A 26,803-nucleotide genomic window follows, 5' to 3' on the forward strand; every position below is an offset into this window, starting at 1 on the left:
ACTCGCCGGTAGGGTTCCAGGTATGAAGCTCACCGTGATCGGTTGCTCCGGGTCCGTACCCGGGCCGGACTCGGCCGCCTCGAGCTATCTGGTCACCGCCGACGGGTTCCACCTGGTGCTCGACCTCGGCAGCGGCGCGCTCGGTTCGCTCCAGCGGCACCTCGCGGTGCCGGAGATCGGGGCGATCGGCCTGTCCCACCTGCATCCTGACCACTGCATGGACCTCTGCGGCCTGTACGTCGCGGCGCGCTACGCGCCCGGCTCGCCGATCCCGCGGATCCCCGTCCTCGGCCCGCCCGGGACGGCGGAGCGGATGGCGCTGGCGTACGACCTGCCGCTCGATCCCGGGATGGAGGAGGAGCTGGAATTCCATACCTGGCAGGAAGTCCAGCAGGTCGGACCGTTCACGATCCGCACCGCGCCGATGGTGCATCCGGTGCCGGCGTACGCGATCCGCGTCGAGTACGGCGAGAGGTCGCTCGTCTACACCGGGGACACCGGGCCGAACGACGCGCTGGTGGAACTTGCCCGGGGCGCCGATGTGCTGCTGTCCGAGGCGGCCTTGCAGGACAACGATCCGGGCAACCCGGCCGACCTGCACCTGACCCCGTCGGACGCCGGTGAGCACGCGAAGAAGGCCGGGGTGAAGCGGCTCCTGATCACCCACGTGCCGCCGTGGTACGACCGCGAGACGCAGGCCGAGCACGCCCGCCGTACCTTCTCCGGCCCGGTCGAGATCGCTACCCCGCATGCCGTTTTCGACATCTGACGGCGTGCGGTTGTGGACCGCAACGACCGGGACGGCCAGTGCGGAGCGCCCGCCGGTCGTGATCCTGCACGGCGGGCCGGGGCTCTGGGACGACCACGAAGTACTGGCCGGGATGCTCGGCGACCTGACCGTCGTGCACCGCTTCGACCAGCGCGGCTGCGGCCGTTCGGGTCCGTCGGACACGCAGTCGATGGCCCGCAGCGCGCAGGACATCGACGAGCTCCGCACGTACTTCGGTCATCAACGGATCGTTGTCCTCGGCCACTCGTTCGGCGCCTCGCTCGCGATGGCGTACGCCGCGTCGTACGGCGATCACGTGGCCGGCGTCGTGTACCTCGACGGGGTCGGCGTCGGCGACTGGCGGACGGCGTACCGCGAGGAACGCGCGCGCCGGATCACGCCGGAGCAGGACGCCCGGCTGGAGGAACTGTCCGGCCGGCCGCGGTCGCAGGCGGAGGAGATCGAGTTCCGGGCGTTGTCCTGGTTCACCGACCACGCGGATCGGGAGCGCGCGATGGAGTGGGCGTACGCGAGCGCGTCGGTCGACCTGCCGATCAACTTCGCCGCCAACCGCGCGCTGGGGGCGGCCGGGCGTGCCACGGACGACGAGCTGAGGGCGCGGGCGGCGACAATCCGCGCGCCGGTCACCTTCGTGCACGGTGAGGGCGATCCGCGGCCGGCCTGGGCTGTTCGCGACCTCGCGGACCAGGTCCCGAATCACACCTTCCACCTGATCCCGGGTGCCGGTCACTCGCCGTGGCTCGAGCAGCCCGACCTGGTCCGGGAGGTGCTGCGCGGCGCCGTGCGCTAGACAAATCACAATTCTGAGATCTACTCTCAAATTAGAGCTGATCTCAGAAAGGTGTTCGTCATGCTGGATCCGCGCCGGTGGTGGGCCCTGGGGGCGATGTCGGTCAGCCTGATCGTGATCGGGCTGGACCTGACCGTGCTGAACGTCGCGTTGCCGACGCTCGCAACCGACCTGAAGGCGTCGACCAGTCAGCTGCAGTGGTTCGCGAACGCGTACACGCTGGTGCTCGCGTCGCTGCTGCTGCCGGCCGGGCTGCTCGGCGACCGGTTCGGGCCGAAACGGCTGATGCTCGGCGCGCTCGTGCTGTTCGGGCTGGCGTCGGCGGCGTGTGCGTTCGCGCAGACTCCGGGACAGCTGATCGCGGGCCGCGCAGCGCTGGGCATCGGGTCGGCGTTCCTGATCCCGCTCTCGATGTCGCTGCTGAACCTGCTGTTCGCGCCCGCGGAACGGCAGCGCGCGATGACGATCTGGCTGACGGCGAACTCGATCGGCATCCCGCTCGGCCCGTTGCTCGGCGGCTGGCTGCTCGACCACTACCGCTGGGGCTCGGTGTTCCTGATCAACCTGCCGCTGGTCGCGGTCGGGCTGGTCGCGGTCGCCGTACTGATCCCGAGGACGGCCGGACACCGGGCGCGGCGGATCGACGTACCGGGGATCGTGCTGACGGCGGTCGGGCTGGTCGCGCTGACGTACGGGTTCATCGCCGCGGGGGAACACGGGTGGGGCTCGGCGTGGGCGCTCGGCGGGATCGCGGGCGGGCTGGCGTTCCTGGTGGCGTTCTGGGCGTGGGCCCGGCGTACAGCGGATCCGTTGATCGAGCTGTCGCTGTTCCGGTCTGCGGGCTTCACTTGGGGGACGGCGCTCGCGACGCTGGCGTCGTTCGCGTTGGTGGGGCTGTTGTTCGTACTGCCTCAGCTGTTCCAGGCCGTGCAGGGCGCCGACGCGTTCCAGGCCGGATTGCGATTGTTGCCGATCATCGGCGGGATGCTGGTCGGCGCGAAGATCGCCGAACGCCTGCTGGAGAAGGCGGGGGCGAGGGTGGCGGTGGTGTTCGGGTTCGGGCTGATGCTGGTCGGGCTGGCGGTCGGTGCGCTCACGAAGGCCGGCGACGGGTACGGGTTCACAGCGCTCTGGGTCAGCCTGGTCGGGCTCAGCATCGGGTTCACGCTGCCGCCGATGAACGGGCTCGCGCTCGCCACGCTGCCGCTCGACCGCAGCGGCTCGGGGTCCGCGCTGATCCAGGCGTTCCGGCAGGTCGGCGGCTCGCTGGGCGTCGCGATCCTCGGCACGGTGCTCAACGCGGCGTACCGCAGCCACCTGGACGTGACCGTCCTCCCACCCGCGGCGGCCCATGTCGCCCGCGACAGCGCGTCCGCCGCGATCGCCCTGGGCTCTCCGGAACTGACCCGCTCCGCTCGCGCCGCGTTTGTGCACGGGATGGACGTGACGCTGTGGGTGTGCAGCGGGCTCGCGGCGGTGTCGATCGTGCTCGCGCTGGTGTTTCTTCCACGCCGTACGGCCGCCGTCGAGCCGGAAGCAGTCACAATCGACGTATGACCGGCTTGCGGGAGCGGAAGAAGGCGAAGACCAGGGCCTCGATCCAGGAGCATGCGCTGCGGCTGTTCCGGGAGCAGGGGTACGCCGAGACGACGGTCCAGGAGATCGCCGCCGCGGCCGAGGTGTCGCCGGCCACGTTCTTCCGGTATTTCCCGACCAAGGAGGACACGATCGTCTTCGACCGGCTGGACCCGGTGATGATCGAGCTGTTCCGCGGGCAGCCGGCCGGGATGCACCCGACCGAGGCGCTCCGGGCCGCGATCCGGCAGAGCCTGGACGTGCTGAGCGAGGACGAGTGGGCGCTGGAGTCGGAGCGTCAGCGGCTCGTGATGAGCGTGCCCGAACTGCGGGTCCGGATGCTCGATCAGCTGTACCGCGGTATCGACCTGCTGGCCGGTCTCGCGGCCGAGCGCACCGGACGCGCCGCCGACGACTTCGCGGTCCGCGCCTGGGCCGGCGCGGTCGTCGGCGTGGTGATGGCGACGTACCAGTTCCTGGCCGTCGACGCACCGCTGCCCGAGTACCTGAAGACGATGGACAAGGCCTTCGACCAGCTCGCCGGCCTTTCGCTGGAGCCTCACGCCACTTGAGCGCCGGCGGCTTCCAGCACCGGGTCACCGGGGCGGAGCCCGAACTCGGCGGCCGCCGAACCGCCGCGGATCACCAGTTCGGTGAACCCGGTGCCGGAGCTGCCCGGCACGAGGCCGGGGGAGTTCCGCGGTACGGCGGTCAGGTGCGGGTAGACCGTCACGTCGACGACCGTCGTACTGCCGTCATCGTTGCGGCGGGCAACGGGTAGCGTGCCGCCGACCACCAGGTCGAGGCCGCGGTCGAGCTTGCAGTTGCCGAAGTTGTCGACGTGCGCGACCACCGGCTCGGCGTCGACGGGCTCCGGTACGGCGGTCTCCGTCGCGGGGACCGGGTGCCCGTCGGCGACCCATTTCGCCAGCAACGGCACATACCAGAGGCTGCGGAACTGCGTGCCGGCGATCTTCTCGACGTCCGCCGGCCCGAACCCGGCCGCGGTCACCGCCTCGCGGATGTCGGTGACGTGGACCTTCTCGATGCCGAGCTCCCGCCGTACCAAGGACAGCACGCGGGCGTTGAAGGTGCTGACGACCAGGTGTTTGCCGTAGTGGAAGAAGCAGAACGGTACGCCGTTCGGCCAGAGGCCGTCCCGTGGTGCGATGTTGAGCAGCGTGATCGTCGGATGGCCCGCTTCGCCCAGCAGATCCAGGGATATCAGGCAGTCGAGGAGGGTGAGCGCGGCGAACGACTCCGGATCGGGCCCGTCGGCGGCGACGATCGTCGGGGCCTGCCCGAAGAGCGCGCCGATCCGGGTGCTGAGTCTGGCCCGGGCGTTGCCGTCGTGACAGTCGGTGATGTACGTGATCATGTGGCACTCCAAGGTGGTCTGCAGCTTCGGGTCAAACGAAAAGAGGCCCCCGACATCGGGGGCCTCTCGCTGCAAGCACACGTGCCTACGCCGCTGAAGTCCTCCCGCATCGAGGGCTCAGCATTCGCATCGCGGCGTACCTGGTCACGTCGATGAGAGTAGCACCCTCAACGTGCTTGCCCGTTGTCGAAGTAGCTGACCAGTGCGGGGTCCAGCGGCGGGACGTCCTGCGGTACGCCGTCGGCGCGCAGGGACTGGGTCGCGGCGTACCCGGCGGCGACCGCGGCCCGGGCCGCGACCGGGGAGGTCAGCGTCGCGCCGCCGTCCCGGACGAAGTTCACGAACTCCGCGACCAGGTGCGGGTCGGCGCCGCCGTGGTTCTCGGTGTCGCCCTCGATCTCGACGACCTGGTCGGCGTCCTCGCGGTACCCGGAGCGCTTGCTGTTCCACACCTTCACCACGCCGCCCGGCCCGTCACCGAAGTTCTCCAGCCGGCCGTGGGTGCCGATCACCGTGTAGTTGCGCCAGTAGTCCGGCGTGTAGTGGCACTGCTCGTAGGTCAGGAAGACGCCGTTGTCGAGCCGCAGGTTCGCCATCGAGATGTCCTCGACGTCCATCACCGGCGCCAGGCCCTTCTGCTCCAGCGGCGGCCAGTTGTCGCTGGAGACGAAGTCCTTGAACCGCTGCCCGGAACGGTCCTGCCGGTCGGTGATCCCGCCGTACAGCGTGAGCGCGCCCATCGCGTTCACGCGGGTCGTGTAGCCGCCGGCCAGCCAGTGCATCACGTCGATGTCGTGCGCGCCCTTCTGCAGCAGCAGGCCGGTGGTCCGGCTGCGGTCGGCGTGCCAGTCCTTGAAGTAGAAGTCGCCGCCGTGGCCGACGAAGTGCCGGCACCAGATCGCCTTCACGTCACCGATCGCGCCGTCCTGGATCAGCTTGCGCATCGTCAGGACGACGGGCATGTGCCGCATGTTGTGACCGACGTACAGCCGCGAGCCGGAGTCGTACGCCGCCTGCAGCACGCGGTCGCAGCCCGCGGTGGTGATCGCCAGCGGCTTCTCCACGAAGACGTTCACGCCGGCCTGGAGGAAGTCGATCGCCGGGTCCTCGTGCAGGTCGTCCGGCGTGGTGAGGAAGACGCCGTCGAGCTTCTGGTCGAGCAGATCGGTGTGGTCGGCGTACGCGGTCGCCTCCGGGTAGAGCTCGAGGGCCGCGTCCCGCTGCGGGGCGGACGGGTCGGCCAGGGCCACGACCGCGGAGCCCTCGCCGGGACGGTGCGCGTACTGCGCGATGCGGCTGCGGGCGCCGAGGCCCACGACGCCAAACCGAAGATCAGTCATACCAGGCAACTCCTGCACATAGTTGTTTGCAACACCCTAACTCCGAGCAATTCTGTCAATCAATCACCGATCCTCTCTCTGGAATTGGGCTACCCGTCACCCGCCGCACATCGAGGTATCGCTCCGTGCCGTCACCATGGCGGAATGTGAGCCTCCACTACGTGGCACTGGGGGACTCGACCACCGTAGGGGTCGGGGACCCGCTGAACGGCAGCAGTACGACCGACCTGTCCGGTGCCGGTGCGCGCCCGGGCGAGGGGTGGCGGGGCTGGGCCTCGCTGCTCGCCGACTCCCTGGCCAGCTCCCACCGTGTGACGTTCTCCAACTTCGCGACCAGTGGCGCTACCGTGCCGGTGGTCGCGACCGAGCAACTGCCCTCGACCGGTGACGGTCCGATCGACATCGCCTCGCTGATCGTCGGTGTCAACGACACGCTGCGGTCCACCTTCGACGCGGGCCGGATCCGCGACCACCTCGACCTGATCGCCGGCCGGCTGACGTCGCGCGGCGCCCTGCTGCTCACGGTCCGGTTCCACGACCACGGTCAGGTCTTCGGCCTGCCGCGGTGGCTGCGCCGGCCGCTCTGGCGGCGGATCGAGCAGGTGAACCTGGTGTTCGACGAGCTGCACACCCGGTACGGCGGGATCAGGCTCGACATGGCCGACTACCCGGAGGTGTACCGGCGGGACTTCTGGAGCGTCGACCGGCTGCATCCGGGGGAGCGCGGGCACCGCAAGCTGGCGCGCGTGTTCGCCGACGAGCTGGCCGTCCGCGGCCTGCCCATCGACGTACCGCCGGAACTGGACTGCGCGTACCGGCCGCCGAGCAAGTGGGCGGACGCGGTCTGGCTTGCCAAGGAAGGCGTGCCGTGGGTCGGGCGGCGGGCGCACGACCTGCTGCCCTGGGCCGCCCGGATGGCGGTCAGCCAGGTCCGGCCGGCGTCCGGTCCGCTCGCCCTTCCGCCCTCGTCCAATGCGGAGGTCCGGCGCCTGGAGGCATAGGGTCTGAGCATGGCCCGTATCGATGGACGTAATGCTGACCAGCTCCGCCCGGTGAAGGTGACCCGGAACTGGCTCGACCACGCCGAGGGCTCGGTCCTGGTCGAGTTCGGGCGGACCCGGGTGCTGTGCGCGGCGAGTGTGACCGAGGGCGTGCCGCGCTGGCGCAAGGGCTCCGGGCTCGGCTGGGTGAGCGCGGAGTACGCGATGCTGCCGCGTGCCACCAACACCCGTTCGGACCGCGAGTCCGTGAAGGGCAGGATCGGTGGCCGTACCCACGAGATCTCCCGGCTGATCGGCCGCTCGCTGCGGGCCGTGATCGACTACAAGGCGCTCGGCGAGAACACCATCCTGCTGGACTGCGACGTACTGCAGGCCGACGGCGGCACCCGGACCGCGGCGATCACCGGGGCGTACGTCGCCCTCGCCGACGCGGTGTCCTGGCTGCGCGAGCGGAAGCTGCTGAAGAGCGAGCCGCTGACCGGATCGGTGTCCGCGGTGTCGGTGGGGATCATCGACGGTACGCCGATGCTCGACCTCTGCTACGAGGAGGACGTCCGGGCCGAGACCGACATGAACCTGGTGATCACCGGCGACGGGAAGTTCATCGAGGTGCAGGGCACCGCGGAGGGCGCGCCGTTCGACCGCTCCGAGCTGGACAGCCTGCTTTCGCTGGGTGTTGCGGGCTGCGCGGACCTCTCGAAGATCCAGCAGGAGGCGCTCGCGTGAGCAAGGTATTGCTTGCCTCGAACAACAAGAAGAAGCTCGAGGAGCTGCGCCGGATCCTCACCCCGATCGTGCCCGGGATCGAGGTGCTCGGGCTCGGCGACGTCCCGCCGTACGACGAACCGGCCGAGACCGAGCCGACGTTCGAGGGGAACGCGCTGCTGAAGGCGCACGCCGCGCTGAAGGCGACCGGCCTGCCGTCGATCGCGGACGACAGCGGGATCTGCGTGGACGCGCTGAACGGGATGCCCGGCGTACTGTCGGCGCGCTGGTCGGGGCCTGCGAAGGACAACCACGCGAACAACCTGCTGCTGCTGGGACAGTTGGAGGACGTGCCGGACGAGCGGCGCGGGGCGTCGTTCGTCGCGGCGGTCGCGTTCGTGCGGCCGGACGGGCCGGACGAGATCGTCCTCGGCGAGATGCGCGGGTCGGTGATCCGCTCGTTGCGCGGGACCGGCGGGTTCGGGTACGACGTACTGTTCCAGGCGGAGGGCTACGACCGGACGACGGCCGAGCTGTCGGTCGAGGAGAAGGATGCGATCAGCCACCGCGGCAAGGCACTACGGTCCTTGGCGCCGATCGTCGCGAAGGCATTGGGGAGTTAGTCATGTTGTTCGCCGGGTCTGATCGGGACGGTGTCGCGGACGGGCGGATCACCGTCGCCTATCGGCGGTGGGCCGAGCCGCGGGTCGTCGAGGGACGGGTGTACCGCACGAACGCGGGGCGGATCGAGATCGACAGCATCCGCGAGGTGAATCCGGAGCTGATCGCGGACGCCGACGCCGACGTACGGCTGGCCGACCGGCAGAACGCCCGCGACGTCCGCCGCCGGCTGCGCGGCGACGAGTCGCTGCCGACGTTCCTGATCCGGTTCCATCTCGTCGAGGGACCGGATCCGCGGGAGGAGCTGGCGTCGCAGTCGGTGCTGTCCGACGACGATCTGGCTGACCTGCGGGAACGCCTGGCCCGCTTCGATGCCCTCAGCAACCACGGCCCGTGGACCGCGCAGACGCTCCAGCTGATCGAGAACACGCCGGCCGTCCGCGCCGCGGACCTGGCGGCGTCGGTCGGGCGGGAGACCGCGCCGTTCAAGCTCGACGTACGAAAGCTGAAGAACCTTGGTCTGACCTACAGTCTTGAGGTTGGGTACCGGATCTCGCCGCGGGGTGCGGCGTACCTGGACGCGACTAGGAGCGAGTGAGTCCGAGCGTCGCGAGCAGGTCCTCGTGCAGCTCGAACCAGACCCGGTGACACGAGTCCACATCGCTCCGATCGATCCATTGGTTCTGTAACGCTCTGGAGAACCGTAGGTCGTACCCCTGGAACCGCGGCAGCACCTCCGTCAACCTCCTGTTGAGCGGCGCGAGCTGTGCGTTCAGGACCCGAAGCTCGTCCAGTACGCCGGCATCCCAGGCGGGATCCTCGTGATCGTTGGCGGCCAGCGGATCCTCGTCGGTCGGCTTCAGCTGCCAGTCGGTGCAGGCCTGCTGCAGCAGCGCATTCAGCGGCAGGAACTCGTCGTACACCTCCTGCACTGCTTCCGTGCCACCCTCGGTCTTCAGTAGACGCTCGTTCTCCGCGCGCCCGTCCTCGGTGAGCGACCACCCCGAGGTGCCGGCGAAACTGCTGTACGTCGTCCAGTCGCGCGCCTGGGCATCCTCGAGCGCGGCCTGTGTCTCGCTGACGTCCAGGTCGAAGCGCCCGGCCACGGCACGGGTATCCGCGAACCCCAGCAACCGCACCGCATGCAGCACGAGCGACATCACGACGCACCGTCCTGTCGTGCGGCGAGCCGGTTGAAGCGCTGCTGACACGCCTGCGGCGAACTGAACCCCATCGCGTCCGCCATCTCTGACCAGGTCAACCCCGAACTCCTTGCCAGGAACAACAACCCCGCCTCGACCTCGTCCACCTCGGCCCGCGCCGCCGGCAACAACGCCAGCGCCGCCAGCAGATCCTCGTCGCTCAACTCCGCCGACCGCCAGGCCGCGAACTGCGTGAGATCCACCGCCGACAACGGCACCGGCGCCGGCCGCCACGGTCGCGCCGGTACGTCTTTGGCGCCCTTGGCCAGCAGTTGCTCCCGGGCGGCTCGCTGCCGCTCGGCCTGCAGTTGGTCCGCGTTCTGGTTGCGTCGCATGCCGCTACAGTGGATCATCAACAAAACGTTGTCAACGTTCCGTTGATAGAAGGTCGACCGATGTTGATCCCACTGACCCGAGCCACCCCCACCACCTGCGGCCCCAAAGCCGCCTCCCTAGCCACCCTCCTGACCACCGGCCTCCCAGTCCCACCCGGCCAAGTCATCCCCTTCCCACCCGCCTCTACCGCAGGTGGTGAGGAACTGTCAGGGGATGAGGTGGAGGAGTTGCGGAGGTGGTTGGTGGCTGCCGGGGATCCGGTGGTTGCCGTGCGTTCGTCGGCGTCCAACGAGGACGGTGCGCTGGCGTCGGCGGCGGGGCAGCACGACAGCTTCCTCGGCGTACAGGGGATCGACGCGGTCGTCGAGGCCGTACGGGCGTGCCGGGCGTCGCTCTGGTCCGACCGCGCGACGGCGTACCGGAAGAACGTACCGACGCCCGCGATGGCCGTGATCATCCAGTTGCACGTGGACGCCGACGTCTCCGGCGTCCTGTTCACCTCGCTGGACGGCTCGACCTTGATCGAGTCCTCCTGGGGCCTCGGCCCGAGCGTCGTCGAAGGCCGCGTGACTCCCGATCGCTACGAAGTCCACAACGGCCACGTAACCCGCACGATCGCCGACAAGCCCACCGCACTGATCCGTGAAGGCACCCGCCTCGTCACCCACCAGGTCCCTGCCGACCAACGTCGTACGCCGACCCTCCCCGACGCCACCGCCGTACACCTGGCCGCCCTGGCCCACCAAGCCACCACCGCCTTCGGCGCCCCCCAAGACATCGAATGGGCCATCGCCTCGAACACCATCTGGTTCCTCCAGTCCCGCCCCATCACCACCCACCCCCCAACCCCTCCCAACCCCACACCACCCACATCCCCGCCGCCCTCCGCACCCCTCAAACCACCCGCACCCCTCACACCACCCGCGCCACGCACACCACCCGTGCCACCCGCACCCCTCACACCACCCGCGCCGCGCGCAGAACCCGCGCCACGCACACCACCCGTGCCAGCCGCGCCGCTCACATCGTCCACGCCACCGGCGCCGCGCACACCACCCGCGCCACCGGCGCCGCGCACACCACCCGCGCCACCGGCGCCACGCACACCGCCCGTGCCGCCGGTGCCGCTTGTGCTGCCCGCTCTCAGTGGGACCCCGGCTAGTCGTGGCGTGGCGAGTGGGCCTGCGCGGGTCGTTCGCGGACCGGGTGACTTCGCCTCCGTCCGCCCGGGTGACGTCCTCGTCTGTCCGCAGACCGACCCGGCCTGGACCCCGCTCCTGTCGATCGCCGCCGGTGTCGTGACCGAGACCGGCGGCGTCCTCTCCCACGCCGCGATCGTCGCCCGCGAACGCGGCATCCCCGCCGTCGTCGCCGTCCCGCACGCGACCGAGCGCATCCCCACCGGCGCCGGCATCACCATCGACGGCTCAACCGGCGCCGTCCAGCTCACCTCCGCCTCAGAAACCTGAGGTAGAACGCGAGAAACACCAACACGATCCCGACGTTCACGAACAGCCGCGGCCAGAACTGGTGCCGGAAGAACAACACATCCACACCAACCACGACCACGACCATCACAGCCACGTACACACCGGCGAGCACCTGTCTGCCCATACTCCGATGCTACCGCCACTTGTCCACAACAGCACGCCGACAGCTGACCCAAATCTGTGGATAACTAATCTCCTTAAAAACAAGGCGATCCCGGCTGTGAAAACTGTCGGAGGCGGCATCTAGAGTTTGGTCATGGACATTCTCGGCGGACGGTCAGTGGTTGCCATCGGCAATCACGAGGTGCTGTCTGCCCTGGACAAGGTCGACGCCGACATCAACCGGCTCCTAGGTGTCCGCCTGCAACTGATCGCCCGCGCCGAGGCCGACGGCCTGGCCCAGGAGGTCGGTGCCCGCGACACCGTCGAACTCCTCACCCTGCGCCACCGCCGCGACCGCGCCGAGGTCTGGCGCGACGTCCGCCTGGCCCGCGCCTTGCCGAAGTACAAAGCCGTCGACACCGCCCTCACCCACGGCGTCGAATCGGCCGACGGGACGGTACTTCCGCTGCAGACCGCGCAGGCGGCCGCGATCATCACCGAACTCGAACGCGTCCGCCCCCGCGTCGCAGCAGAAGTCCTCGACGTCACCGAACACCAACTCGTCGGCCTCGCCGCCACCCACAGTCCCAAAGAACTCCGCGCCGCCGCCAAACAGCTCTGTGACCGGATCGACTTCGACGGCCCCGAACCCGAGGAACACAAGGCGTACGCGCGGGAGTCCCTGACCCTGCGCCCCGCGGAGAACGGGGTGAAGTTCACCGGTTTCCTGGCCAACGAGAACGCCGAACTCCTCCGCGCGATCGTCCACACCGGCGCCCGCCCCCACAAAACCGCCGACGGCGACCACGACCCCCGGCCCCGCGACAAACGCCAGGCCGACGCGCTCACCACCGCACTCACGGTCGCGGCGAACGCGTGGGACACCGACACCGCGGGGCATGGCGCGAAGGCGAACATCACGGTGACGATCGACCTGGACGACCTGAAGTCGGCGACCGCGCACGCGACCGGCCAAACCATCTACGGCGACGACCTGTCCGCGGCCACCATCCGCCGCCTGGCTTGCGACGCGAACGTGATCCCGCTGGTCCTGGGGTCGGACTCTCAGCCGCTGGATGTCGGCCGCCGTGAACGGCTGGTCACCCGGCATATCCGCCACGCCCTGATCGCCCGCGACCACGGCTGCGTCGTCTGTGCGGCACCGCCGGTAATGTGCGACGCCCACCATCTCATCCCCTGGCAGGACGGCGGCCCCACCACCATCAACAACCTCGCCCTGCTCTGCCGCCGCCACCACGTAGACCTCCACAACGGCCGCTGGACCATCACCATCACCAACGGCCAGGTCCACGTAGCCCGCCCCACCTGGGCCGATCCGCCGCGTGCCGTGCCTGCCTGGACTGATCCGCCGGGTGCCGCGCCTGGCCGGGCTGAGCGGCCCGATAGCAGACCCAGACCGGCCGCACCCAACGATCCGCCGGGTGCGGTGCCTGCCTGGGCCGATCCGCCGGGTGCGGTGCCTGCCTGGGTTGATCCGCCGGGAGCCGCGCCTGGCCGGGCTGAGCGGCCCGACAGCAGACCCAGACCGGCCGAGCCGAACGATCCGTCGGGTGCGGTGCCTGCCGGGACTGGTCTGTCGGGTGCGGTGCCTGCCGGGACTGGTCTGTCGGGGGTCGTGCCTGCCGGGACTGATCCGTCGGGGGTCGTGCCTGGCTGGGGTGAGCGGTCCGACAGTAGAGCCAGACCGGGCGAACCCGACGAGCCCCCAGGCGACGCCTGGGGCGATACGGCCGTGCCCGCTGCTCGGGGCAGTCGGTGGGAGGCTGATGAAGCCACGCTGACTGCTGCAGCTCGTTTCGCGGTGTGGGGCGAGCGTGCGCCGACCGGGCCCGCCACCGGGCCGCCGTCCTTCGTCACCGTTTGAGCTGGGGTTCCGGTCGGCGGCCGGGACTGGTGTGCCCGCGTGAAGAGCTGGCATGCGGCATAGTCCGAGCCGACGGGTTCCCTGGCTCGATTCTCCTGGCCCGATTTTCGTGGCTCGATCGCGAAGGAGTTGCACGGCGTGAGGCGGCTCGTGCTGTATTCGGGGATGGTGCTGGATGTGGGCGCCGGTGAGGTCCGGGCCCTCGTCGGACGTCTGGCCGAAGTGCTGCGCGACGCCGACGCAAACTCCGCCTGGCCGGCATCACCGCCCGCCGCGAGGAAGCCCAGCTCCCGGCGGTACGGGGTGATCGTCGGACATCGGACGCGGGTGGCCCGTGGTGAGCTCGGGGGCGAGACTTGTCGACGTCGGTGTTGGGTTGGAGGGGTCGGACGGGATCGACTGCGCCGGGTCGCTCGCCGTGCCCGGGCTTGTGGATTGTCATACGCATGTGTGCTTCGGGCCGCCGGGGATGTGGCGGAAGCGGCGACGCTCACTGCTGCCGCTCGCTTCGCTGTGTGGGGTGAGCGCACGCCGAGCGGTCCGCCTTCATTCGCAACCGTCTGAGGTCTTCTTTCGCAAGCAGCCTGAGGTGGTTCCGGCCGAAGGCGGACCGTTGAGAAGCGGGGCGTCAGCCGCAGCAGCCTGACGACTTGGTGGAGGGGGTGGCGTCGATGACGGTCAGGAGGCCGCCGCTGATCCCGGTTGCCAGTCCGCGGCCGGCGGGTGCGGCTTGCGGTGCGGGACCGCAGCAACCGCCCGCCTCCTCTGCGCTGCCGCCGTACGCGAGGTTGGACGAACAGACGCCGGTCTCAGGCAGATCCAACTGCACATCCCGCGCCGCCTCCCAGTCACCGGCCAAGGCCGCGACCACCGACCGAGCCTGCTCGTACCCGGTGGCGAGCAGGAACGTCGGAGCCCGCCCGTACGACTTCGCGCCCACGGCGTAGTACCCCGGCTCCGGATGCGCGAGCTCGTCGACACCATGCGGCGGGACCGTGCCGCACGAGTGCTGGTTCGGGTCGATCAGCGGCGCGAGTGCTCGGGTCGACCCGAGGATCGGGTCGAGGTCCAGGCGTAGTTCGGAGACCATGTCGTGGTCGGGACGGAAACCGGTCGAGTTCACCACGGTGTCCGCGACAACGGTCCGTTCGCCGGCGCCGAGTACGACGCGACCGTTGGCCGTACCCACGGACTCGATCCGGAACGAGCTGACCAGCTCGACACGCCCCGACTGCACCAGCTGCTTCAATCGCGAGCCGAGCGCACCACGCGCGGGCAGTTCGTCCGCATCGCCGCCGCCGTACGTCCGGGCCTGGTCGGCCCCGCGCACGACCCACACGATCTCGGTGCCGGGCTCCTCGTCGGCGAGCCGGCCGAGGTCGAGCAGGGTGGTGGCGGCCGAGTGGCCGGCGCCGACGACCGCGGTACGGCGGCCCGCGTAGCGGTCACGGTTCGCACCGAGTACGTCGGGCAGCGCGTGCGCGATGCCGTCCGTACCGAGTTCGCCGCGGGCCGGGATTCCCGAACCGCCGAGAACGTTGGGCCCGCGCCACGTACCGGCCGCGTCGATCACCGCGGAGGCCAGCAGTTCGGTCCCGTCGGCGAGTCGGAGCAGGAACGGTGCGTTCTCGCGGCCGGCGGTGCGGATGCGGTCGAATCCGACACGCGTCACGGCGACGACCTGGGCGTCGTACCGGATGCGGTCGTTCAGCTCGGGCGTCTTGGTGAGCGGCTCCAGGTAGGCGTCGATCAGGTCGCCGCCGGTCGGGAGCGTCGCGAGGTCGGGTTCGGTCCAGCCGGTCTGGTCGAGCAGGCGGCGGGCGGCGGTGTCGATGTCGTAGCGCCACGGGCTGAACAGCTTCACGTGCCGCCATTCCTCGATCGCCGCCGCGACGCCCGGCCCGGACTCGAGTACGACGAAGTCCAGCCCGCGTTCTGCGAGGTGTGCGGCTGCCGCCAGGCCGATCGGGCCTGCGCCGATGACCACGATCGGCGCCTCGGACGGCGCTGTCTGCTCCACCACGGTCCCACTCCCTGTCTAGAAGATCATCGAAACAACAGCCAGCTTGCCTCTTGATTCGACAAGAGTCAAGATAGATCCATGTCGAAACAAGAGATCACGCTGACCCCCGTCGCGACCGGTGGCTGCTGTGCGCCGATCTCTGATGCCGCCCTCGGTGAGGCCGGGGCTGTGGAGGGTGCGGCGGTGTTCAAGGCCCTCGCCGACCCGATCCGGCTGCGGCTGTTCTCGATGATCACCTCGGCCGGTGACGAGATCTGCGTGTGTGACCTGACGCCGCAGTTCGAGGTGTCCGGCCCGACGATCTCTCACCACCTGAAGGTGCTGCGTGCGGCCGGCCTGGTCGACTGCGAACGCCGCGGCACCTGGGTCTACTACTGGCCGGTGCCCGAGAAACTGCGCTGGGTGGCCGGCCTGCTCGCCGTTCCGGAATCCGCGCCCAGCCGCTGATCAGCGATTGTGGACACTCTGATGACCGGCGACGCCGCGCCCGGTGTACTCGGTGCGGCGCTGGACCTGCCGACCAACCTGGTCGCGCATCACCTAAAGGTCCTCGAAGACGCCGGCCTCGTCGTACGGACACGCTCCGAGGGCGACAGGCGCCGTACCTATGTACACCTCGAACCCGAGGCCCTGGAAGCGATCGCCGCCCCTGCCGTGCTCGCCGCGAAGCGAGTGGTGTTCGTGTGACACCGACGCGGCCTTCGAAGCTGCGTACTCCGAGATCGCCCGCCGCGTCGACCGGTTGGCGCCCGCCCTGTCCGACCTCACCGGGAGCATGTGATGACCGACCTCGCCGTACCGGTGAGCCGCGGATGAACCTGTGGCGCAAAGCGCTCGCCGAAGCGCTCGGCACCGGACTGCTGGTGACCGTCGTGGTGGGATCCGGGATCGCCGCCGCCAAGCTCTCGCCCGGTGACGCCGGCCTTCAACTGCTGGAGAATTCGTTCGCCACCGCGCTCGGGCTCGCCGTACTGATCCTGATGTTCGCAACGGTCTCGGGCGCCCACTTCAACCCTGTCGTCTCGCTGGTCGACTGGTGGCTCGGCCGACGCGCCGGCACCGGTCTCACCGCACAGGAGGTCTCCGCGTACCTCCCCGCGCAGATCGTCGGCGGTATCGCCGGAGCGATCCTGGCGAACCTGATGTACGGCGAAGACGCCGTCAGCTGGTCGTCAACCCACCGCTCGGCCGGCCACCTCTACCTCGGCGAAACCGTCGCCACCGCCGGACTGATCCTGCTCATCTTCACCCTGGCCAAGACGGGCCGTGCCGCCGCCGCACCACTCGCCGTCGGCGCCTACATCGGCGCGGCGTACTGGTTCACCTCGTCGACCTCGTTCGCCAACCCCGCCGTCACCATCGGCCGCGCTTTCAGCGACACCTTCGCCGGCATCGCGCCCAGCTCCGTGCCCGGCTTCATCGTCTTCCAACTGGTCGGCGCCGTCATCGGCGCGGCCGTGGTCGTGACCCTCCATCCCGAAGCAGTCGCGCCGCACACCGAAACCACCGCAGGAGCATCCTCGTGAGCAAGCCCAGTGTCCTGTTCGTCTGCATCCACAACGCCGGCCGCTCGCAGATGGCCGCAGGCTGGCTACGCCAGCTCGCGGGCGACGAGGTCGAGGTGCGTTCGGCAGGTTCCGAACCAGCCGACCAGATCAACCCCGTCGCCGTCGAAGCCATGCGCGAGGTCGGTATCGACATCACCGGCACGACACCTCAGCTGCTGTCGACCGACGACGTACAAGCCAGCGATGTGGTCATCACCATGGGCTGTGGCGACGCCTGCCCGTTCTATCCCGGCAAGCGCTACGAGGACTGGAAACTGACCGATCCCGCAGGCCAACCCCTTGAGGTCGTCCGCCAGGTCCGCGACGAGATCCGCGCCCGGGTCGTCCAACTCGTGGCGGACCTTAACAAGTAGCTGTGCCAGAGGCGGGAGTTGAACCCGCACGCCCGGGGGCGCCGGCACCTAAAGCCGGTGTGTCTGCCGTTCCACCACTCTGGCTGAGAAGGCGTTGCCGCCTCCCCTGGGGATACATCCTAGGGGAGGCAGCCAGGTCAGCGGCTCTGGAGGGCGTCGATGAAGACGCTCTTGAGGTCGCCGGGGTTCTTCGCGACGTACGCCTGGCCGCCGGTGGCCTGGGCCAGGGCGGTGAGTTCGTTGGCGTTCGCTTCGGGGCCCATACCGAGGGCGATGATGCGGACCGGGCGCGACGGGTCCTGGAGGCCCTGGAGGGTCTGGACGGCCTTGTCCAGGGTCGGGCTGCCGGGGTCGTCGTTCTTGCCGTCGGTGAACAGCAGGATGGTGTTCACGGCGCTCGACTTGTACGTCCGGCGGACCTGGCGGACGGCCGCGATCGCGGTGTCGTACAGGCCGGTGCCGCCGCCGATGATCGGGTGCTGGGTGGTCAGCTGGCTGATGATGGTCTGGCGCTGCGCCTTGGTCAGCGGCGCGATCGGTACCAGCGGCTTGTAGTCGGCGTTGTCCGAGCCGATCTTGGTCGAGAAAGTCCAGAGGCCGAGCTCGGCGCTGTCCGGGAACAGGTTCAGGCCGCTCGACGCCGCCTCGACGGTGAGCTGCCAGCGGGTCTTGTTGCCGACCTTCTCGGCCATCGAGCCGGAGACGTCGATGACGGCCAGCGAGTGTGTGGACAGCGACAGCCGGGTCCAGTTCTGCAGCGTGGTCTCGACCGCGGAGTTGGTCGGCTTGGTCAGCTGGGTGACGTCGCCGACCCCGCGGCCGCCGCTCAGCGGGCTGAGCGTGGTGTCGCGGAAACCGGCCTGGTCCCGTGCCTGCGCGGCCGAGTCGGTGAGCAGTTCGGTGGCCAGCGCCTGCGCCGCGTCGCTCGCCTGCTGGTTGTCGGACTTCGCGGTGACGACGATCGGGTAGTCCAGCGTCAGCGTGCCGGTGGCCGGCAGGATCGCCTTCAGCTGGGCGTCCGGGTGCGCCTCCTGGTACTTCACGAAGCTCTGCTCGGACGCCGGTACGACGGTCTTGCTGCCGTCCTGGTCCGCCCGGCCGAACAGTGCGTTCACGTCGGTGTACGGCTTGGCCATCGAGCCGAGCCGCTGCGCCAGCAGTGCGACGACCTGCGACACCTGGGTGTCGGAGGCGGAGGTCTTCTGCCGCTCGGACTGCACCGCGAGCAGCGTGAGCGCGCCCGGCGAGGTGTTCAGCGGGTCGAGCAGCGCCGGCTCGGTGGCGCCGAGCAGCCGCAGCCAGCTGGAGGTGTCGGCGAAGTTCTCGTCCCGGCCGACCAGGACCAGCGGTGAGGTGGCGATCGAGGGGATCGCGATGCTCGGGACGGTCTCGCCGTCGTCGGCCTGTGAGACCCACAGCGAGGAGTCCGGCACCCAGAGGTCCGGGCGGGCGTCGCTGCCGTGCGAGACGTCCCGGGCGACCGTCGCCGACGGCGCCGCGGTGATCGTGATCTGGTAGCAGGCGTTGCCGTCCTTGCCGCCCTTCGCGGACAGCGACTTGGCGGCGGCCTCGAGCGGGGCCTGCATCTCGGGCGTGGTGGACAGCCGGATCTGGGTCGGGTCGGAGCACGCCTTCCCGCCGGAGAGCAGGCCGTCCGTCCCGGAGCCGGCACCGAAGGACCGGACCACGAAGACCGCACCGAGCGACAGCACCAGTAGCCCGACCGCGGTGAGATACACCGTACGGCGGTTGCTGTTACGTCCCGTCACCGCAGAGGAGTGTTTTCCCATCGCGGCAGGTCCCTCCCTCCCAGATGCTGCCAGAGGCTGACTGCGCGCGCAGATTACCGAATTTCCGCACGTCACGGTGACGGCGGGAACGGTCGTGACCCACCCGTCGCTGAACCGGAACCGTCTCCCGAGTACGGCTCTTTCACAGGAACGCTGGAAAACTCACCCTGCGTGCCGACTCTGCTGCGGTCCGCTGAGATCCTGCTGTGACCCAAATCACAGGACGGGTTTGCTCAAACGACCGTTCCATGGACCATCGCCGTGAAACGGTCGAAAGTTTTTCACAACCCCAGGTCGCGGCGGAGTTTGGCGACGTGCCCGGTGGCCTTCACGTTGTACTGCGCGACGGCGATCTTCCCGTCCGGGTCGACGACGAACGTGGACCGGATCACGCCGGTCACCTTCTTCCCGTACATGGTCTTCTCGCCGAACGCGCCGTACGCCGTCAGCACCTCCTTGTCCGGGTCGCTGAGCAGCGGGAAGGTCACCCCGTCGCGCTCGCGGAACTTCGCCAGCTTGGCCGGCTTGTCCGGGGAGATGCCGAGCACCGCGTACCCGGCGGCCTGCAGGGAGTCGAGCGAGTCGCGGAAGTCGCAGGCCTGCTTGGTGCAGCCCGGGGTCATCGCGGCCGGGTAGAAGTAGACGATCACGTTCTTCCCGCGCAGGTCCGCCAGAGCCACGTCGTTGCCGTCGGCATCGGGCAGGGTGAAGTCGGGTGCGGTGTCGCCGACGGACAGGCGTTCGGACATCAGGTCCTCCACGGGATAGGGCTGCTGGCGCCATGTTACGTGCGGTTAGCCTGTGGCGATGCGGGCCATGACAGTCACGCCGGGCAAGAGCGACTCGGCGGCAGTGGGCGACGTACCGGAACCGCCGGCGGTCGACGGATCGATCCTGGTGGAGGGCCTGCTGACGGGCATCTGCGGGACCGACATCGAGCTGGTCACCGGGATGTTCGGCAGCGGCCGGCCGGGTGCGGACACGCTGGTCATCGGGCACGAGTCGCTCGGCCGTGTGCTGCAGGCGCCGGTGGGTTCCGGCTTCGCCACCGGGGACCTGGTGGCCGGAGTGGTACGCCGTCCGGACCCGGAGCCCTGCCCGGCGTGCGCGCGGGGTGAGTGGGACTTCTGCCGCAACGGGAAGTACACAGAGCGCGGTATCAAGGACATGGACGGATACGGCGCCGAGCGCTGGCGGGTCGACCCGTACTTCGCCGTACCGGTGCCTGCCGCGCTCGGGAACCTCGGCGTCCTCGTGGAACCGGCCAGCATCCTCACGAAGGCGTGGGAGCAGGTGGACCGGGTAGGGGCACGGTCTTACTACGCCCCGCAGCACGTGCTCGTGACCGGCGCCGGGCCGATCGGCCTGCTCGCTGCACTGATCGCGCGGCAGCGTGGGTACGACGTACACGTGCTCGACCGGGTCGACGACGGGCCCAAGCCGGAGCTGGTACGTGAGCTCGGTGCGACGTACCTGACGGACCTGCAGCAGCTGGACGTCGTACCAGATGTGGTGATCGAGGCAACGGGGGTCGGGCAGCTCGTTTACGACTGCGCGTCGCTCCTGCCACCTGCAGGGGTTATGTGCCTCGCCGGGATCCACCCAGGCCCCGCGACTGTCGACGTACAGCTGGATGCTCTCGTACGGCAGCTGGTGGTACGGAACGCCGCACTCGTAGGGACGGTCAACGCCGGCAAGAGGCACTACGCGGACGCGGTGGACGTGCTGACGGCAGCCGACAGGTCCTGGCTGGAGCGCCTGCTCACCCGGACCGTGCCGCTGTCCGAATGGCCGGACGCGTTGGTCCGGGAACCGGAAGACATCAAGGTGGTCGTGGACTTGCGGAGCTGACCTGCGAGGATGGGTGTGACCAGGGGCAGACCGGGGCATGCCCCGCCGACGGAAGGGAGCCGACACGTGTCGGACACGAAGGCTCGGACCGCCGAGCAGATCGAGGCGGACATCGCCGCCACCCGGGAGCGCCTGGCCTCCACCGTGGACGAGTTGGTCGACCGGGCGAGCCCGAAGGCCGTTCTCGAGCGGCAGGTCGAGCAGGCCAAGTCGCAGGTCTTCGACGAGAACGGGCAGCTGCGCACCCAGAAGATCGTCGCGGTAGCCGGTGCGGTCGTCGGCGTGGTCGGCGTGCTGCTGGTGATCCGCCGGCTGGTGGGCCGCCGGTGACTTCTCGCAAGCGGCTCTCCGACGACAAGCTGCCGATCCGGATGCTGCACGACCGGGTCCTGGTCTCGCTCGAGCAGGAGGGCGAGCGGAAGTCGTCGGCGGGCATCCTGATCCCCGCCACCGCCCAGATGGGCCGCCGCCTCGCCTGGGCGAAGGTGGTCGCGGTCGGCGCCAACGTGCGCACCGTGGAGGTCGGCGACCGGGTGCTGTTCGACCCGGAGGACCGGGCCGAGGTCGAGGTGCGCGGCGACGACTACGTGCTGCTCCGCGAGCGCGACCTGCACGCGGTCGCGGCCGGCCGCCTCGAGGACGGCCAGACCGGCCTCTACCTCTGAGAATTCAGCTCCGAAATCTGAAGCGCGCGGGTGTTTCCCGGCCGCCGGTCACCAGGTCGCGGACGAGTTCACCGACCAGAGGCACGAACTTGAAGCCCTGGCCGGAGAACCCGGCGGCCACCGTGACCGGCCCGGCGCGGTCGATCACGAAGTCCGCCGTCGGCGTGTTGTCGTACAGACAGCTGATCGCCGTGGACCTTGTCGGATCCAGCCCGGGGTACCACTCCTCGACGTACCGCAGTAGCTGTGCGTCCCGTGAGGGCTCCGGCTGGAAGTCACGGGTGTCGGGGTCCACCACCGGCCCTGTCGCATGCAGCCCGACCTTCACGCCGGACCCTGGCTCGTACAGGCCGTAACTGGTCGGTCCGTGGTGTACGAAGCTCGGCCATTCCAGCCCGTCCGACAGTGGTGCGAAGAACCGTGGCTGTTCCTGTGTGACGGTGAACGGCGGCAACGACACCAGCCCGTCCACCAGCTTCGGCGTCCACGGTCCCGCTGTCACCACCACGTGCCGCGCCCGCACAGCACCACCTGGTACGTCGAGCTCGACCAGACCGTCGCGGGTCCGGAGCGCCCGTACTGGCGATTGCACGCGGAACTCGACGCCCGCACGACCAGCCACGGCCTGAAGCGCATGCACCGCCCGCTCGGCGTACAGGCGTCCAGAGCCGGGCTGGAAGAGCACCGGCGTCTCGCAGCGCAAGCCGGGCCACCGCTCAGCGGCCTCCGCCGCCGACAGCACCGTCCCGGTTGCCCCATGCAACGACCGGAAGGCCTCGACCATGGCCTGACTCACGCCGTGGTCGATTCCACCGGTCTCCTCGAGCAGGACCTCGCCGGACTCCGCTTCCAGTTGCCGCCACAACGGCTTGGCCCGCTCTGTCAGCTCGGCGATCTCGCTGTCGTCCACGGCTGCTCGGTACAAGCGCGTGGCGCCGTGCGACCCGCCCCGCTCGTGCCCGAGAGTGAACTGCTCCAGTACGACGACTTCGCGGCCCGCCGCGGCCAATGCCCGAGCAGCAGCCGATCCCATCGCTCCGGCGCCCACCACGGCCACGTCGTACGTCACGGCACCGATCGTAGTGTTGTGGACAACCGATCACAGCCGCTCGGCGTTTGGGGGAGAATGGGCGGGTGATCTTCGAGACCTCCAGCCGCCTGCCGGACTTTCCGTGGGACAAGCTTGCTCCCTACCAGCAGAAGGCGGCCGCGCATCCCGACGGCATCGTCGACCTCTCCGTGGGCAGTCCGGTGGACCCGGTGCCGGACCTGGTGAAGCGGGCGCTGGCCGAGGCGGCGGACGCCCCGGCGTACCCGACGACGATCGGTACGTCGGCGGCCCGGCAGGCCGCGGCGGACTGGATGGAGCGGCGGCTCGGCGTCACCGGTGTCGACCCGCAGAGCGCCGTGCTGCCCGTGATCGGCACCAAGGAGCTGATCATGATGCTGCCGACGCTGCTCGGCATCGGCACCGGCGACACGGTCCTGATCCCGGACCTGGCCTACCCGACCTACGAGGCCGGTGCCGCGCTCGCCCGGGCGACCAGCGTGCCGGTCGCGGACCCGGCGGCGTACGACGGGCCGGTGCGGGTCGCGTACCTGAACTCCCCGCGTAACCCGTCGGGCGAGATCACCCCGGCCGCGGACCTGCGGCGCGCGGTCGAGTGGGCGCGGGCGAACGACGTACTGCTGGTCAGCGACGAGTGCTACACCGAGTTCGGCTGGGACGAGAAGCCGGTGTCGGTGCTGCACCCGGACGTGTCCGGCGGGAGCTTCGACAACCTGCTGGCGGTGCACTCGCTCTCGAAGCGGTCCAACCTGGCCGGATACCGCGGCGGCTTCGTGGCCGGTGACCCGACGGTCGTGACGGAGTTGCTCGCCGTCCGGAAGCACGCCGGGTTGATGGTGCCGTCCCCGATCCAGGCCGCGATGGCGGCCGCGTTCGCGGACGACGTCCACGTGGAGGAGCAGCGCGCTCGGTACCTGCGTCGCCGGGCGGTGCTGCGGGATGCCCTGACCGAGGCCGGCTGGGAGATCACGCTGTCGAACGGCGGGCTCTACCTGTGGGCATCGCATCCGTCGTACGACGCCTACGGCTCGGTGGGCGCCTTGGCGGACAAGGGGATCCTGGTCGCGCCCGGTGCTTTCTACGGGACAGCGGGCGAGCGGCACGTGCGGGTCGCGCTCACCGGCACCGACGAGCGCGTCGACGCGGCAGTGAAGCGGCTCTCGGAGTAAAAGTTCGCGGTTTCGTGTGACGCCTTCCCGGTGTCATCGCCTCTAACAGAGGTAGGTGATGTCGAGGGAGGGAAGGCGCATGCGGTTGCATCTGCTCGGGGTCGTGGCGGTACTGCTGGCTGGTGTCACGCCAACACCAACGCCGGCGCCAACTCCGGCACCGTCGCCGACACCAACTCCCGCGGCGGTCACGCCCACGCCGACGCCGGCCTGGTCGATCACGCTGGACCAGCCGGCCGCGTCCTGGGAGGACAAGCCGACCGTTTTCACCGGCAAGATCAGCAAGCCGATCACAGGCTCGTACATCACGCTCTGGCAGCGCGTCCCCGGCGCCTGGGTGCTCCGCGGCTCCACCAGGACCACGGCCGGCGGCGGCTACCGGTTCAGCTACGTCTCGGCCGCCACCGGCAGCTGGGCGTTCCGCACGATGATCGGCGTCAAGGCCGAGACCGCGCTCGCGATCTCCGGCTACCGGACCGTCCCGATCCAGGACCGGAAGCTCGTCCTCAACACCCCGGCGTCCTGGTACGCGACGCTCACCGGCGTCTCCGTCACCGGGAAGCTGGTCCCGGCCGAGCCGGGCAAGGAACTCGCGCTCCAGCAATACCTCGGCAGTGGTAAATGGCAACTCCTGAACGTCGCCACCATGGATGCCAAAGGCAACTTCCGGCTCCGGGTCCCCGACGACGTGCCGGCCACCCGCACCGTCCGCGTGGTCACCCGCGGCGTCAGCCAGGCCGCGATGGAGTACTCCGCGCTCGCGAAGATCGTGGTCAGAGCAGCACTCAACCCCAAGGTGTACGCCGTCTCCGCGGCGATGGTGCCGAACACGTACCGGGCCGGCTGTCCCGTGAAGCCGTCGTCGTTACGCCTGCTGCAGCTGAACTACTGGGGCTTCGACGGTCGGGTGCACCGCGGCGAGCTGATCCTGCGGGACGCCGCGGTCGCGAAGATGATCGCGGTCTGGACCTCGACGTTCGCGGCGAAGTTCCCGATCCGGCAGATGCGCCGGGTCGACGTCTTCGGCGGCAACGACATCCGGTCGATGGCGGCGGACAACACGTCGGCGTTCAACTGCCGCCGCGTGACGGGTGACCCGTACTCGCTGTCACCGCACTCGTACGGCTGGGCGATCGACGTCAACACCGTGGAGAACCCGTACCTGGCCGCGAACGGCGTCTGGTACCCGTCGAACGGACTGGCGTACCGCAACCGCGAGGTGGTCCGGCCAGGCATGCTGTTCGCGAACAGCGTTGCCACGAAGGCCCTGATCGGCCAGGGCTACTTCTGGGGCGCCGGCTGGGCCAAGCCCGACTACCAGCACTTCGAGCCGAAGTGAAAGCCCTCCTGGCCGCGTGTGCGCTGACACTTGCGCTGGCAGGCTGCACCTCCAAGCCCGTGGCCGAGCAACAGCCGACCACGTCAACGGCAATCCCCAGCACTGTGAGCGGCACAGTGCCTGTGCCCACCAACACGCTGCCCACGGACGAGCCGACAGACGCAGCTGTCCCGCCGCAGCTCCCGGAACAAGCGACCGCTCCACCACCAGCCAACGCCGGACCGCTCACCGCCGACAACCTCCCAGCAGCGGACAAGCTTGGCGCCGGTTGGAAGACCTACACAGACCCAGGCGGCGCAGAGGCCGGCTTTATCGGCAACAACACCTGGACCCGCCGCCGCGACCCCCACCAGGCTTCCTACGAAGCCCTGCCATCCGGCTGCTCCGGCCAACCGGTCAACGGCTCCCTGCCGGTCCCCAGCTTCGCCCTGACCGGCAGCTACCGCACCAACGACGCCCAGCCCGCCACAGCCTTGCTACTGCGTTTCAAGCGCGCGGCTGAAGCGAGCACCTACTACGAGGGCTACCAGACCCGCATGCAAGCGTGTGGCAAAGGCGGCGACCTCGCCGTCCAACAGCTCTGGTCGACCACCACAGCAGCCGCCGCAGTGCGTTCGTACGCCGGAGCGGAGTCCTACGTAGACGTATCCGTGCTGAAGGGCGCAACAGTGGCTCTCCTGGCGACGACATCCGCCCACCCGGAACAACAGTCCGACTGGGCGCACACCGTCGTACCGGCGTTGGAAGCCGTCATCGACTGACGTCCACGACCGCTCGGGCGAACTCCCGCGGGGCCTCCTGCGGCACGTTGTGCCCGACGTCGAACGTCCGGTGCTCGTAGCGGCCGACGAAGTGGTCCCGGTACGACGACCCGTTCCCGGCCGGCGTGAACGGGTCGTACTTCCCGTCGATCGTGATCGTCGGTACCGCGATCTTCGGCGTCTTCTGCAGCACGGCCTCCAGTTCGGCGTACTCCGGTTCGGCCGGCACCAGGCTCTGCCGCCAGCGGTAGTTCCCGATCACGATCGCCTCGTAGTCGGGGTTGTCGAACGCCGCCGCGGTCCGGGCGTACGTCGTCGCGCTGTACTTCCAGGTCGGCGAGTTGAACTTCCAGATGAACTCGCCGAGCTCCCGCTTGTACTCGTGCAGCCCCTGCACGCCGCGCTCGGTGGTGAAGTAGTACTGGTACCACCAGGCGTTCTCGGCCGCCGGCGGGAGCGGCTTCTTGTTGAACTCCAAGTTGGTGATCAGGTACCCGGTGACCGACACCAGCGCCTGCACCCGCTCCGGCCACAGCGCCGCGATGATGTCCGCGGTCCGCGACCCCCAGTCGTAGCCGGCGAGTACTGCGCGCCGGATGTGCAGGGCGTCCATCAGCGCGAGGATGTCGAGCGCGAACGCGGCCTGGTCCACGTTGCGCGGCGTCGCGGCCGAGCGGAACGTCGTACTGCCGTGGCCGCGGAGGTACGGGATCACGACCCGGTAGCCGCGCCGGGCGAGCAGCGGACCGACCTCCTCGAAGCTGTGGATGTCGTACGGGAAACCGTGCAGCAGGAGGACTGGTGTGCCGGTCGCCGGGCCGAGTTCGACGTACCCGACGTTGAGCACGCCCGCGTCGATCTGCCGCACGGGCCCGAACGGCAGGTTCGGCGATGCCGCGGCCGCGCCGGTGAGGAACGGGGTCGCCGCGACGGCGGCGCCGGTGGTCTTGAGGAGAGTGCGACGGCTGATGTTCATGAGCGACCTTTCCGAGTGGGTTCG

General features: G+C 69.5%; 30 protein-coding genes and 1 tRNA gene. 20 read left to right on the forward strand and 11 right to left on the reverse strand.

The annotated features are described in order from the left end of the window. Positions 1–22 precede the first annotated feature (22 nt). From AB0M51_RS36440 to AB0M51_RS36455, 4 genes are read left to right on the forward strand one after another with little or no spacing between them, the layout of a single operon-like run. Positions 23–769: an MBL fold metallo-hydrolase gene (locus AB0M51_RS36440; protein WP_344198327.1), complete on the forward strand. Its 747-nt coding sequence runs from the start codon at positions 23–25 to the stop codon at positions 767–769. Next, positions 750–1,580 (forward strand): alpha/beta hydrolase, encoded by an 831-nt coding sequence (locus tag AB0M51_RS36445; RefSeq protein WP_344198325.1) that lies wholly within the window; start codon positions 750–752, stop codon positions 1,578–1,580. The genes AB0M51_RS36440 and AB0M51_RS36445 overlap by 20 nt, the downstream gene beginning before the upstream one ends. 60 nt (positions 1,581–1,640) lie before the next feature. Next, positions 1,641–3,137 (forward strand): DHA2 family efflux MFS transporter permease subunit, encoded by a 1,497-nt coding sequence (locus AB0M51_RS36450; RefSeq protein ID WP_344198323.1) that lies wholly within the window; start codon positions 1,641–1,643, stop codon positions 3,135–3,137. Beyond that, positions 3,134–3,727, forward strand: a complete 594-nt coding sequence (locus tag AB0M51_RS36455) for a TetR family transcriptional regulator (RefSeq protein WP_344198321.1) — start codon at positions 3,134–3,136, stop codon at positions 3,725–3,727. Before AB0M51_RS36450 ends, AB0M51_RS36455 begins: the two co-directional genes overlap by 4 nt. Here the strand turns inward: AB0M51_RS36455 and AB0M51_RS36460 are convergent. Together AB0M51_RS36460 and AB0M51_RS36465 are read right to left on the reverse strand one after the other, a co-directional pair. Continuing rightward, positions 3,715–4,533, reverse strand: a complete 819-nt coding sequence (locus tag AB0M51_RS36460; RefSeq protein ID WP_344198319.1) for an SAM hydroxide adenosyltransferase — start codon at positions 4,531–4,533, stop codon at positions 3,715–3,717. The two genes, AB0M51_RS36455 and AB0M51_RS36460, sit on opposite strands and share 13 nt — an antisense overlap. Before the next feature lie 167 nt (positions 4,534–4,700). Then, a complete protein-coding gene (locus AB0M51_RS36465; protein WP_344198317.1) occupies positions 4,701–5,873 on the reverse strand; it encodes a Gfo/Idh/MocA family oxidoreductase in 1,173 nt (390 codons plus the stop codon). 146 nt (positions 5,874–6,019) lie between these two features. Here AB0M51_RS36465 and AB0M51_RS36470 point away from each other — a divergent pair, with 146 nt between their 5' ends. The 4 genes from AB0M51_RS36470 to AB0M51_RS36485 are packed head-to-tail and all read left to right on the forward strand — an operon-like array spanning position 6,020 to position 8,798. Further along, entirely contained in the window at positions 6,020–6,874 is an 855-nt protein-coding gene (locus AB0M51_RS36470) for an SGNH/GDSL hydrolase family protein (RefSeq protein WP_344198316.1), read from the forward strand. A gap of 9 nt (positions 6,875–6,883) precedes the next feature. Next, positions 6,884–7,600 carry a ribonuclease PH gene (rph, locus tag AB0M51_RS36475; protein ID WP_344198314.1) on the forward strand — a complete coding sequence of 239 codons (717 nt, stop codon included), beginning with the start codon at positions 6,884–6,886 and terminating at the stop codon, positions 7,598–7,600. Then, positions 7,597–8,202 (forward strand): RdgB/HAM1 family non-canonical purine NTP pyrophosphatase, encoded by a 606-nt coding sequence (rdgB, locus tag AB0M51_RS36480; protein ID WP_344198312.1) that lies wholly within the window; start codon positions 7,597–7,599, stop codon positions 8,200–8,202. The genes rph and rdgB overlap by 4 nt, the downstream gene beginning before the upstream one ends. 2 nt (positions 8,203–8,204) lie before the next feature. Further along, positions 8,205–8,798, forward strand: a complete 594-nt coding sequence (locus AB0M51_RS36485; protein WP_344198310.1) for a hypothetical protein — start codon at positions 8,205–8,207, stop codon at positions 8,796–8,798. Here AB0M51_RS36485 and AB0M51_RS36490 read toward each other — a convergent pair. After that, the gene (locus AB0M51_RS36490; RefSeq protein ID WP_344198308.1) at positions 8,785–9,360 is read right to left on the reverse strand and encodes a transcriptional regulator; all 576 of its coding nucleotides are present in this window, start codon (positions 9,358–9,360) and stop codon (positions 8,785–8,787) included. The two genes, AB0M51_RS36485 and AB0M51_RS36490, sit on opposite strands and share 14 nt — an antisense overlap. Further along, entirely contained in the window at positions 9,360–9,737 is a 378-nt protein-coding gene (locus AB0M51_RS36495) for a hypothetical protein (RefSeq protein ID WP_344198306.1), read from the reverse strand. Before AB0M51_RS36495 ends, AB0M51_RS36490 begins: the two co-directional genes overlap by 1 nt. A 243-nt stretch (positions 9,738–9,980) precedes the next feature. Here AB0M51_RS36495 and AB0M51_RS36500 point away from each other — a divergent pair, with 243 nt between their 5' ends. Beyond that, complete coding sequence (locus AB0M51_RS36500; RefSeq protein WP_344198304.1) at positions 9,981–11,207, forward strand: PEP/pyruvate-binding domain-containing protein; 1,227 nt, start codon at positions 9,981–9,983, stop codon at positions 11,205–11,207. On the opposite strand, the gene AB0M51_RS36505 is transcribed toward AB0M51_RS36500, so the two are convergent. After that, the gene (locus tag AB0M51_RS36505; RefSeq protein WP_344198302.1) at positions 11,185–11,352 is read right to left on the reverse strand and encodes a hypothetical protein; all 168 of its coding nucleotides are present in this window, start codon (positions 11,350–11,352) and stop codon (positions 11,185–11,187) included. The two genes, AB0M51_RS36500 and AB0M51_RS36505, sit on opposite strands and share 23 nt — an antisense overlap. Before the next feature lie 132 nt (positions 11,353–11,484). Here AB0M51_RS36505 and AB0M51_RS36510 point away from each other — a divergent pair, with 132 nt between their 5' ends. Then, positions 11,485–13,215, forward strand: a complete 1,731-nt coding sequence (locus AB0M51_RS36510; protein ID WP_363752779.1) for a DUF222 domain-containing protein — start codon at positions 11,485–11,487, stop codon at positions 13,213–13,215. A gap of 628 nt (positions 13,216–13,843) precedes the next feature. Here AB0M51_RS36510 and AB0M51_RS36515 read toward each other — a convergent pair. Further along, positions 13,844–15,238: an FAD-dependent oxidoreductase gene (locus AB0M51_RS36515; protein ID WP_344191193.1), complete on the reverse strand. Its 1,395-nt coding sequence runs from the start codon at positions 15,236–15,238 to the stop codon at positions 13,844–13,846. A 78-nt stretch (positions 15,239–15,316) separates the two neighbouring features. On the opposite strand from AB0M51_RS36515, the gene AB0M51_RS36520 reads away from it, so the two are divergent. The 4 genes from AB0M51_RS36520 (at position 15,317) to AB0M51_RS36535 (ending at position 17,159) form a co-directional block, all read left to right on the forward strand. Continuing rightward, on the forward strand, positions 15,317–15,685 hold the full coding sequence (locus AB0M51_RS36520; protein ID WP_344191191.1) for a metalloregulator ArsR/SmtB family transcription factor: 369 nt from the start codon (positions 15,317–15,319) through the stop codon (positions 15,683–15,685). A gap of 21 nt (positions 15,686–15,706) precedes the next feature. Continuing rightward, positions 15,707–15,925 carry a MarR family transcriptional regulator gene (locus tag AB0M51_RS36525; RefSeq protein ID WP_344191189.1) on the forward strand — a complete coding sequence of 73 codons (219 nt, stop codon included), beginning with the start codon at positions 15,707–15,709 and terminating at the stop codon, positions 15,923–15,925. A 125-nt stretch (positions 15,926–16,050) separates the two neighbouring features. Continuing rightward, positions 16,051–16,764 (forward strand): MIP/aquaporin family protein, encoded by a 714-nt coding sequence (locus AB0M51_RS36530; RefSeq protein WP_344191187.1) that lies wholly within the window; start codon positions 16,051–16,053, stop codon positions 16,762–16,764. Next, positions 16,755–17,159 carry an arsenate reductase ArsC gene (locus tag AB0M51_RS36535; protein ID WP_325042164.1) on the forward strand — a complete coding sequence of 135 codons (405 nt, stop codon included), beginning with the start codon at positions 16,755–16,757 and terminating at the stop codon, positions 17,157–17,159. Before AB0M51_RS36530 ends, AB0M51_RS36535 begins: the two co-directional genes overlap by 10 nt. Before the next feature lie 3 nt (positions 17,160–17,162). Here the strand turns inward: AB0M51_RS36535 and AB0M51_RS36540 are convergent. The 3 genes from AB0M51_RS36540 to bcp all read right to left on the reverse strand — a co-directional run bounded on the left by AB0M51_RS36540 (position 17,163) and on the right by bcp (position 19,698). Continuing rightward, positions 17,163–17,243, reverse strand: a tRNA-Leu gene (locus AB0M51_RS36540). 53 nt (positions 17,244–17,296) lie between these two features. Continuing rightward, entirely contained in the window at positions 17,297–18,928 is a 1,632-nt protein-coding gene (locus tag AB0M51_RS36545) for a substrate-binding and VWA domain-containing protein (RefSeq protein WP_344191153.1), read from the reverse strand. Positions 18,929–19,230: 302 nt separating this feature from the next. Then, complete coding sequence (bcp, locus tag AB0M51_RS36550) at positions 19,231–19,698, reverse strand: thioredoxin-dependent thiol peroxidase (RefSeq protein WP_344191151.1); 468 nt, start codon at positions 19,696–19,698, stop codon at positions 19,231–19,233. A gap of 58 nt (positions 19,699–19,756) precedes the next feature. Here bcp and AB0M51_RS36555 point away from each other — a divergent pair, with 58 nt between their 5' ends. The 3 genes from AB0M51_RS36555 (at position 19,757) to AB0M51_RS36565 (ending at position 21,465) form a co-directional block, all read left to right on the forward strand. Beyond that, on the forward strand, positions 19,757–20,800 hold the full coding sequence (locus tag AB0M51_RS36555) for a glucose 1-dehydrogenase (protein ID WP_344191149.1): 1,044 nt from the start codon (positions 19,757–19,759) through the stop codon (positions 20,798–20,800). 66 nt (positions 20,801–20,866) lie between these two features. Further along, positions 20,867–21,130 carry a DUF3618 domain-containing protein gene (locus AB0M51_RS36560; RefSeq protein WP_344191147.1) on the forward strand — a complete coding sequence of 88 codons (264 nt, stop codon included), beginning with the start codon at positions 20,867–20,869 and terminating at the stop codon, positions 21,128–21,130. Positions 21,131–21,171: 41 nt separating this feature from the next. Continuing rightward, the gene (locus AB0M51_RS36565; RefSeq protein ID WP_344191234.1) at positions 21,172–21,465 is read left to right on the forward strand and encodes a co-chaperone GroES; all 294 of its coding nucleotides are present in this window, start codon (positions 21,172–21,174) and stop codon (positions 21,463–21,465) included. A 4-nt stretch (positions 21,466–21,469) separates the two neighbouring features. Here the strand turns inward: AB0M51_RS36565 and AB0M51_RS36570 are convergent, their stop codons facing one another. Beyond that, positions 21,470–22,534, reverse strand: coding sequence for an FAD-dependent oxidoreductase (locus AB0M51_RS36570; RefSeq protein WP_344191145.1), 1,065 nt, complete (start codon positions 22,532–22,534; stop codon positions 21,470–21,472). A 68-nt stretch (positions 22,535–22,602) separates the two neighbouring features. On the opposite strand from AB0M51_RS36570, the gene dapC reads away from it, so the two are divergent. From dapC to AB0M51_RS36585, 3 genes are all read left to right on the forward strand, one after another. Beyond that, the gene (gene dapC, locus AB0M51_RS36575) at positions 22,603–23,703 is read left to right on the forward strand and encodes a succinyldiaminopimelate transaminase (protein ID WP_344191232.1); all 1,101 of its coding nucleotides are present in this window, start codon (positions 22,603–22,605) and stop codon (positions 23,701–23,703) included. A gap of 79 nt (positions 23,704–23,782) precedes the next feature. Continuing rightward, on the forward strand, positions 23,783–25,042 hold the full coding sequence (locus AB0M51_RS36580) for a M15 family metallopeptidase (protein WP_344191143.1): 1,260 nt from the start codon (positions 23,783–23,785) through the stop codon (positions 25,040–25,042). After that, positions 25,039–25,803, forward strand: coding sequence for a hypothetical protein (locus AB0M51_RS36585; protein WP_344191141.1), 765 nt, complete (start codon positions 25,039–25,041; stop codon positions 25,801–25,803). Before AB0M51_RS36580 ends, AB0M51_RS36585 begins: the two co-directional genes overlap by 4 nt. On the opposite strand, the gene AB0M51_RS36590 is transcribed toward AB0M51_RS36585, so the two are convergent. Next, entirely contained in the window at positions 25,793–26,779 is a 987-nt protein-coding gene (locus AB0M51_RS36590) for an alpha/beta fold hydrolase (RefSeq protein ID WP_344191139.1), read from the reverse strand. The two genes, AB0M51_RS36585 and AB0M51_RS36590, sit on opposite strands and share 11 nt — an antisense overlap. Positions 26,780–26,803 lie beyond the last annotated feature (24 nt).

Origin of the sequence: Kribbella sp. NPDC051137 (assembly GCF_040682535.1) — a bacterium.
GTDB classification, from domain to species: domain Bacteria; phylum Actinomycetota; class Actinomycetes; order Propionibacteriales; family Kribbellaceae; genus Kribbella; species Kribbella karoonensis.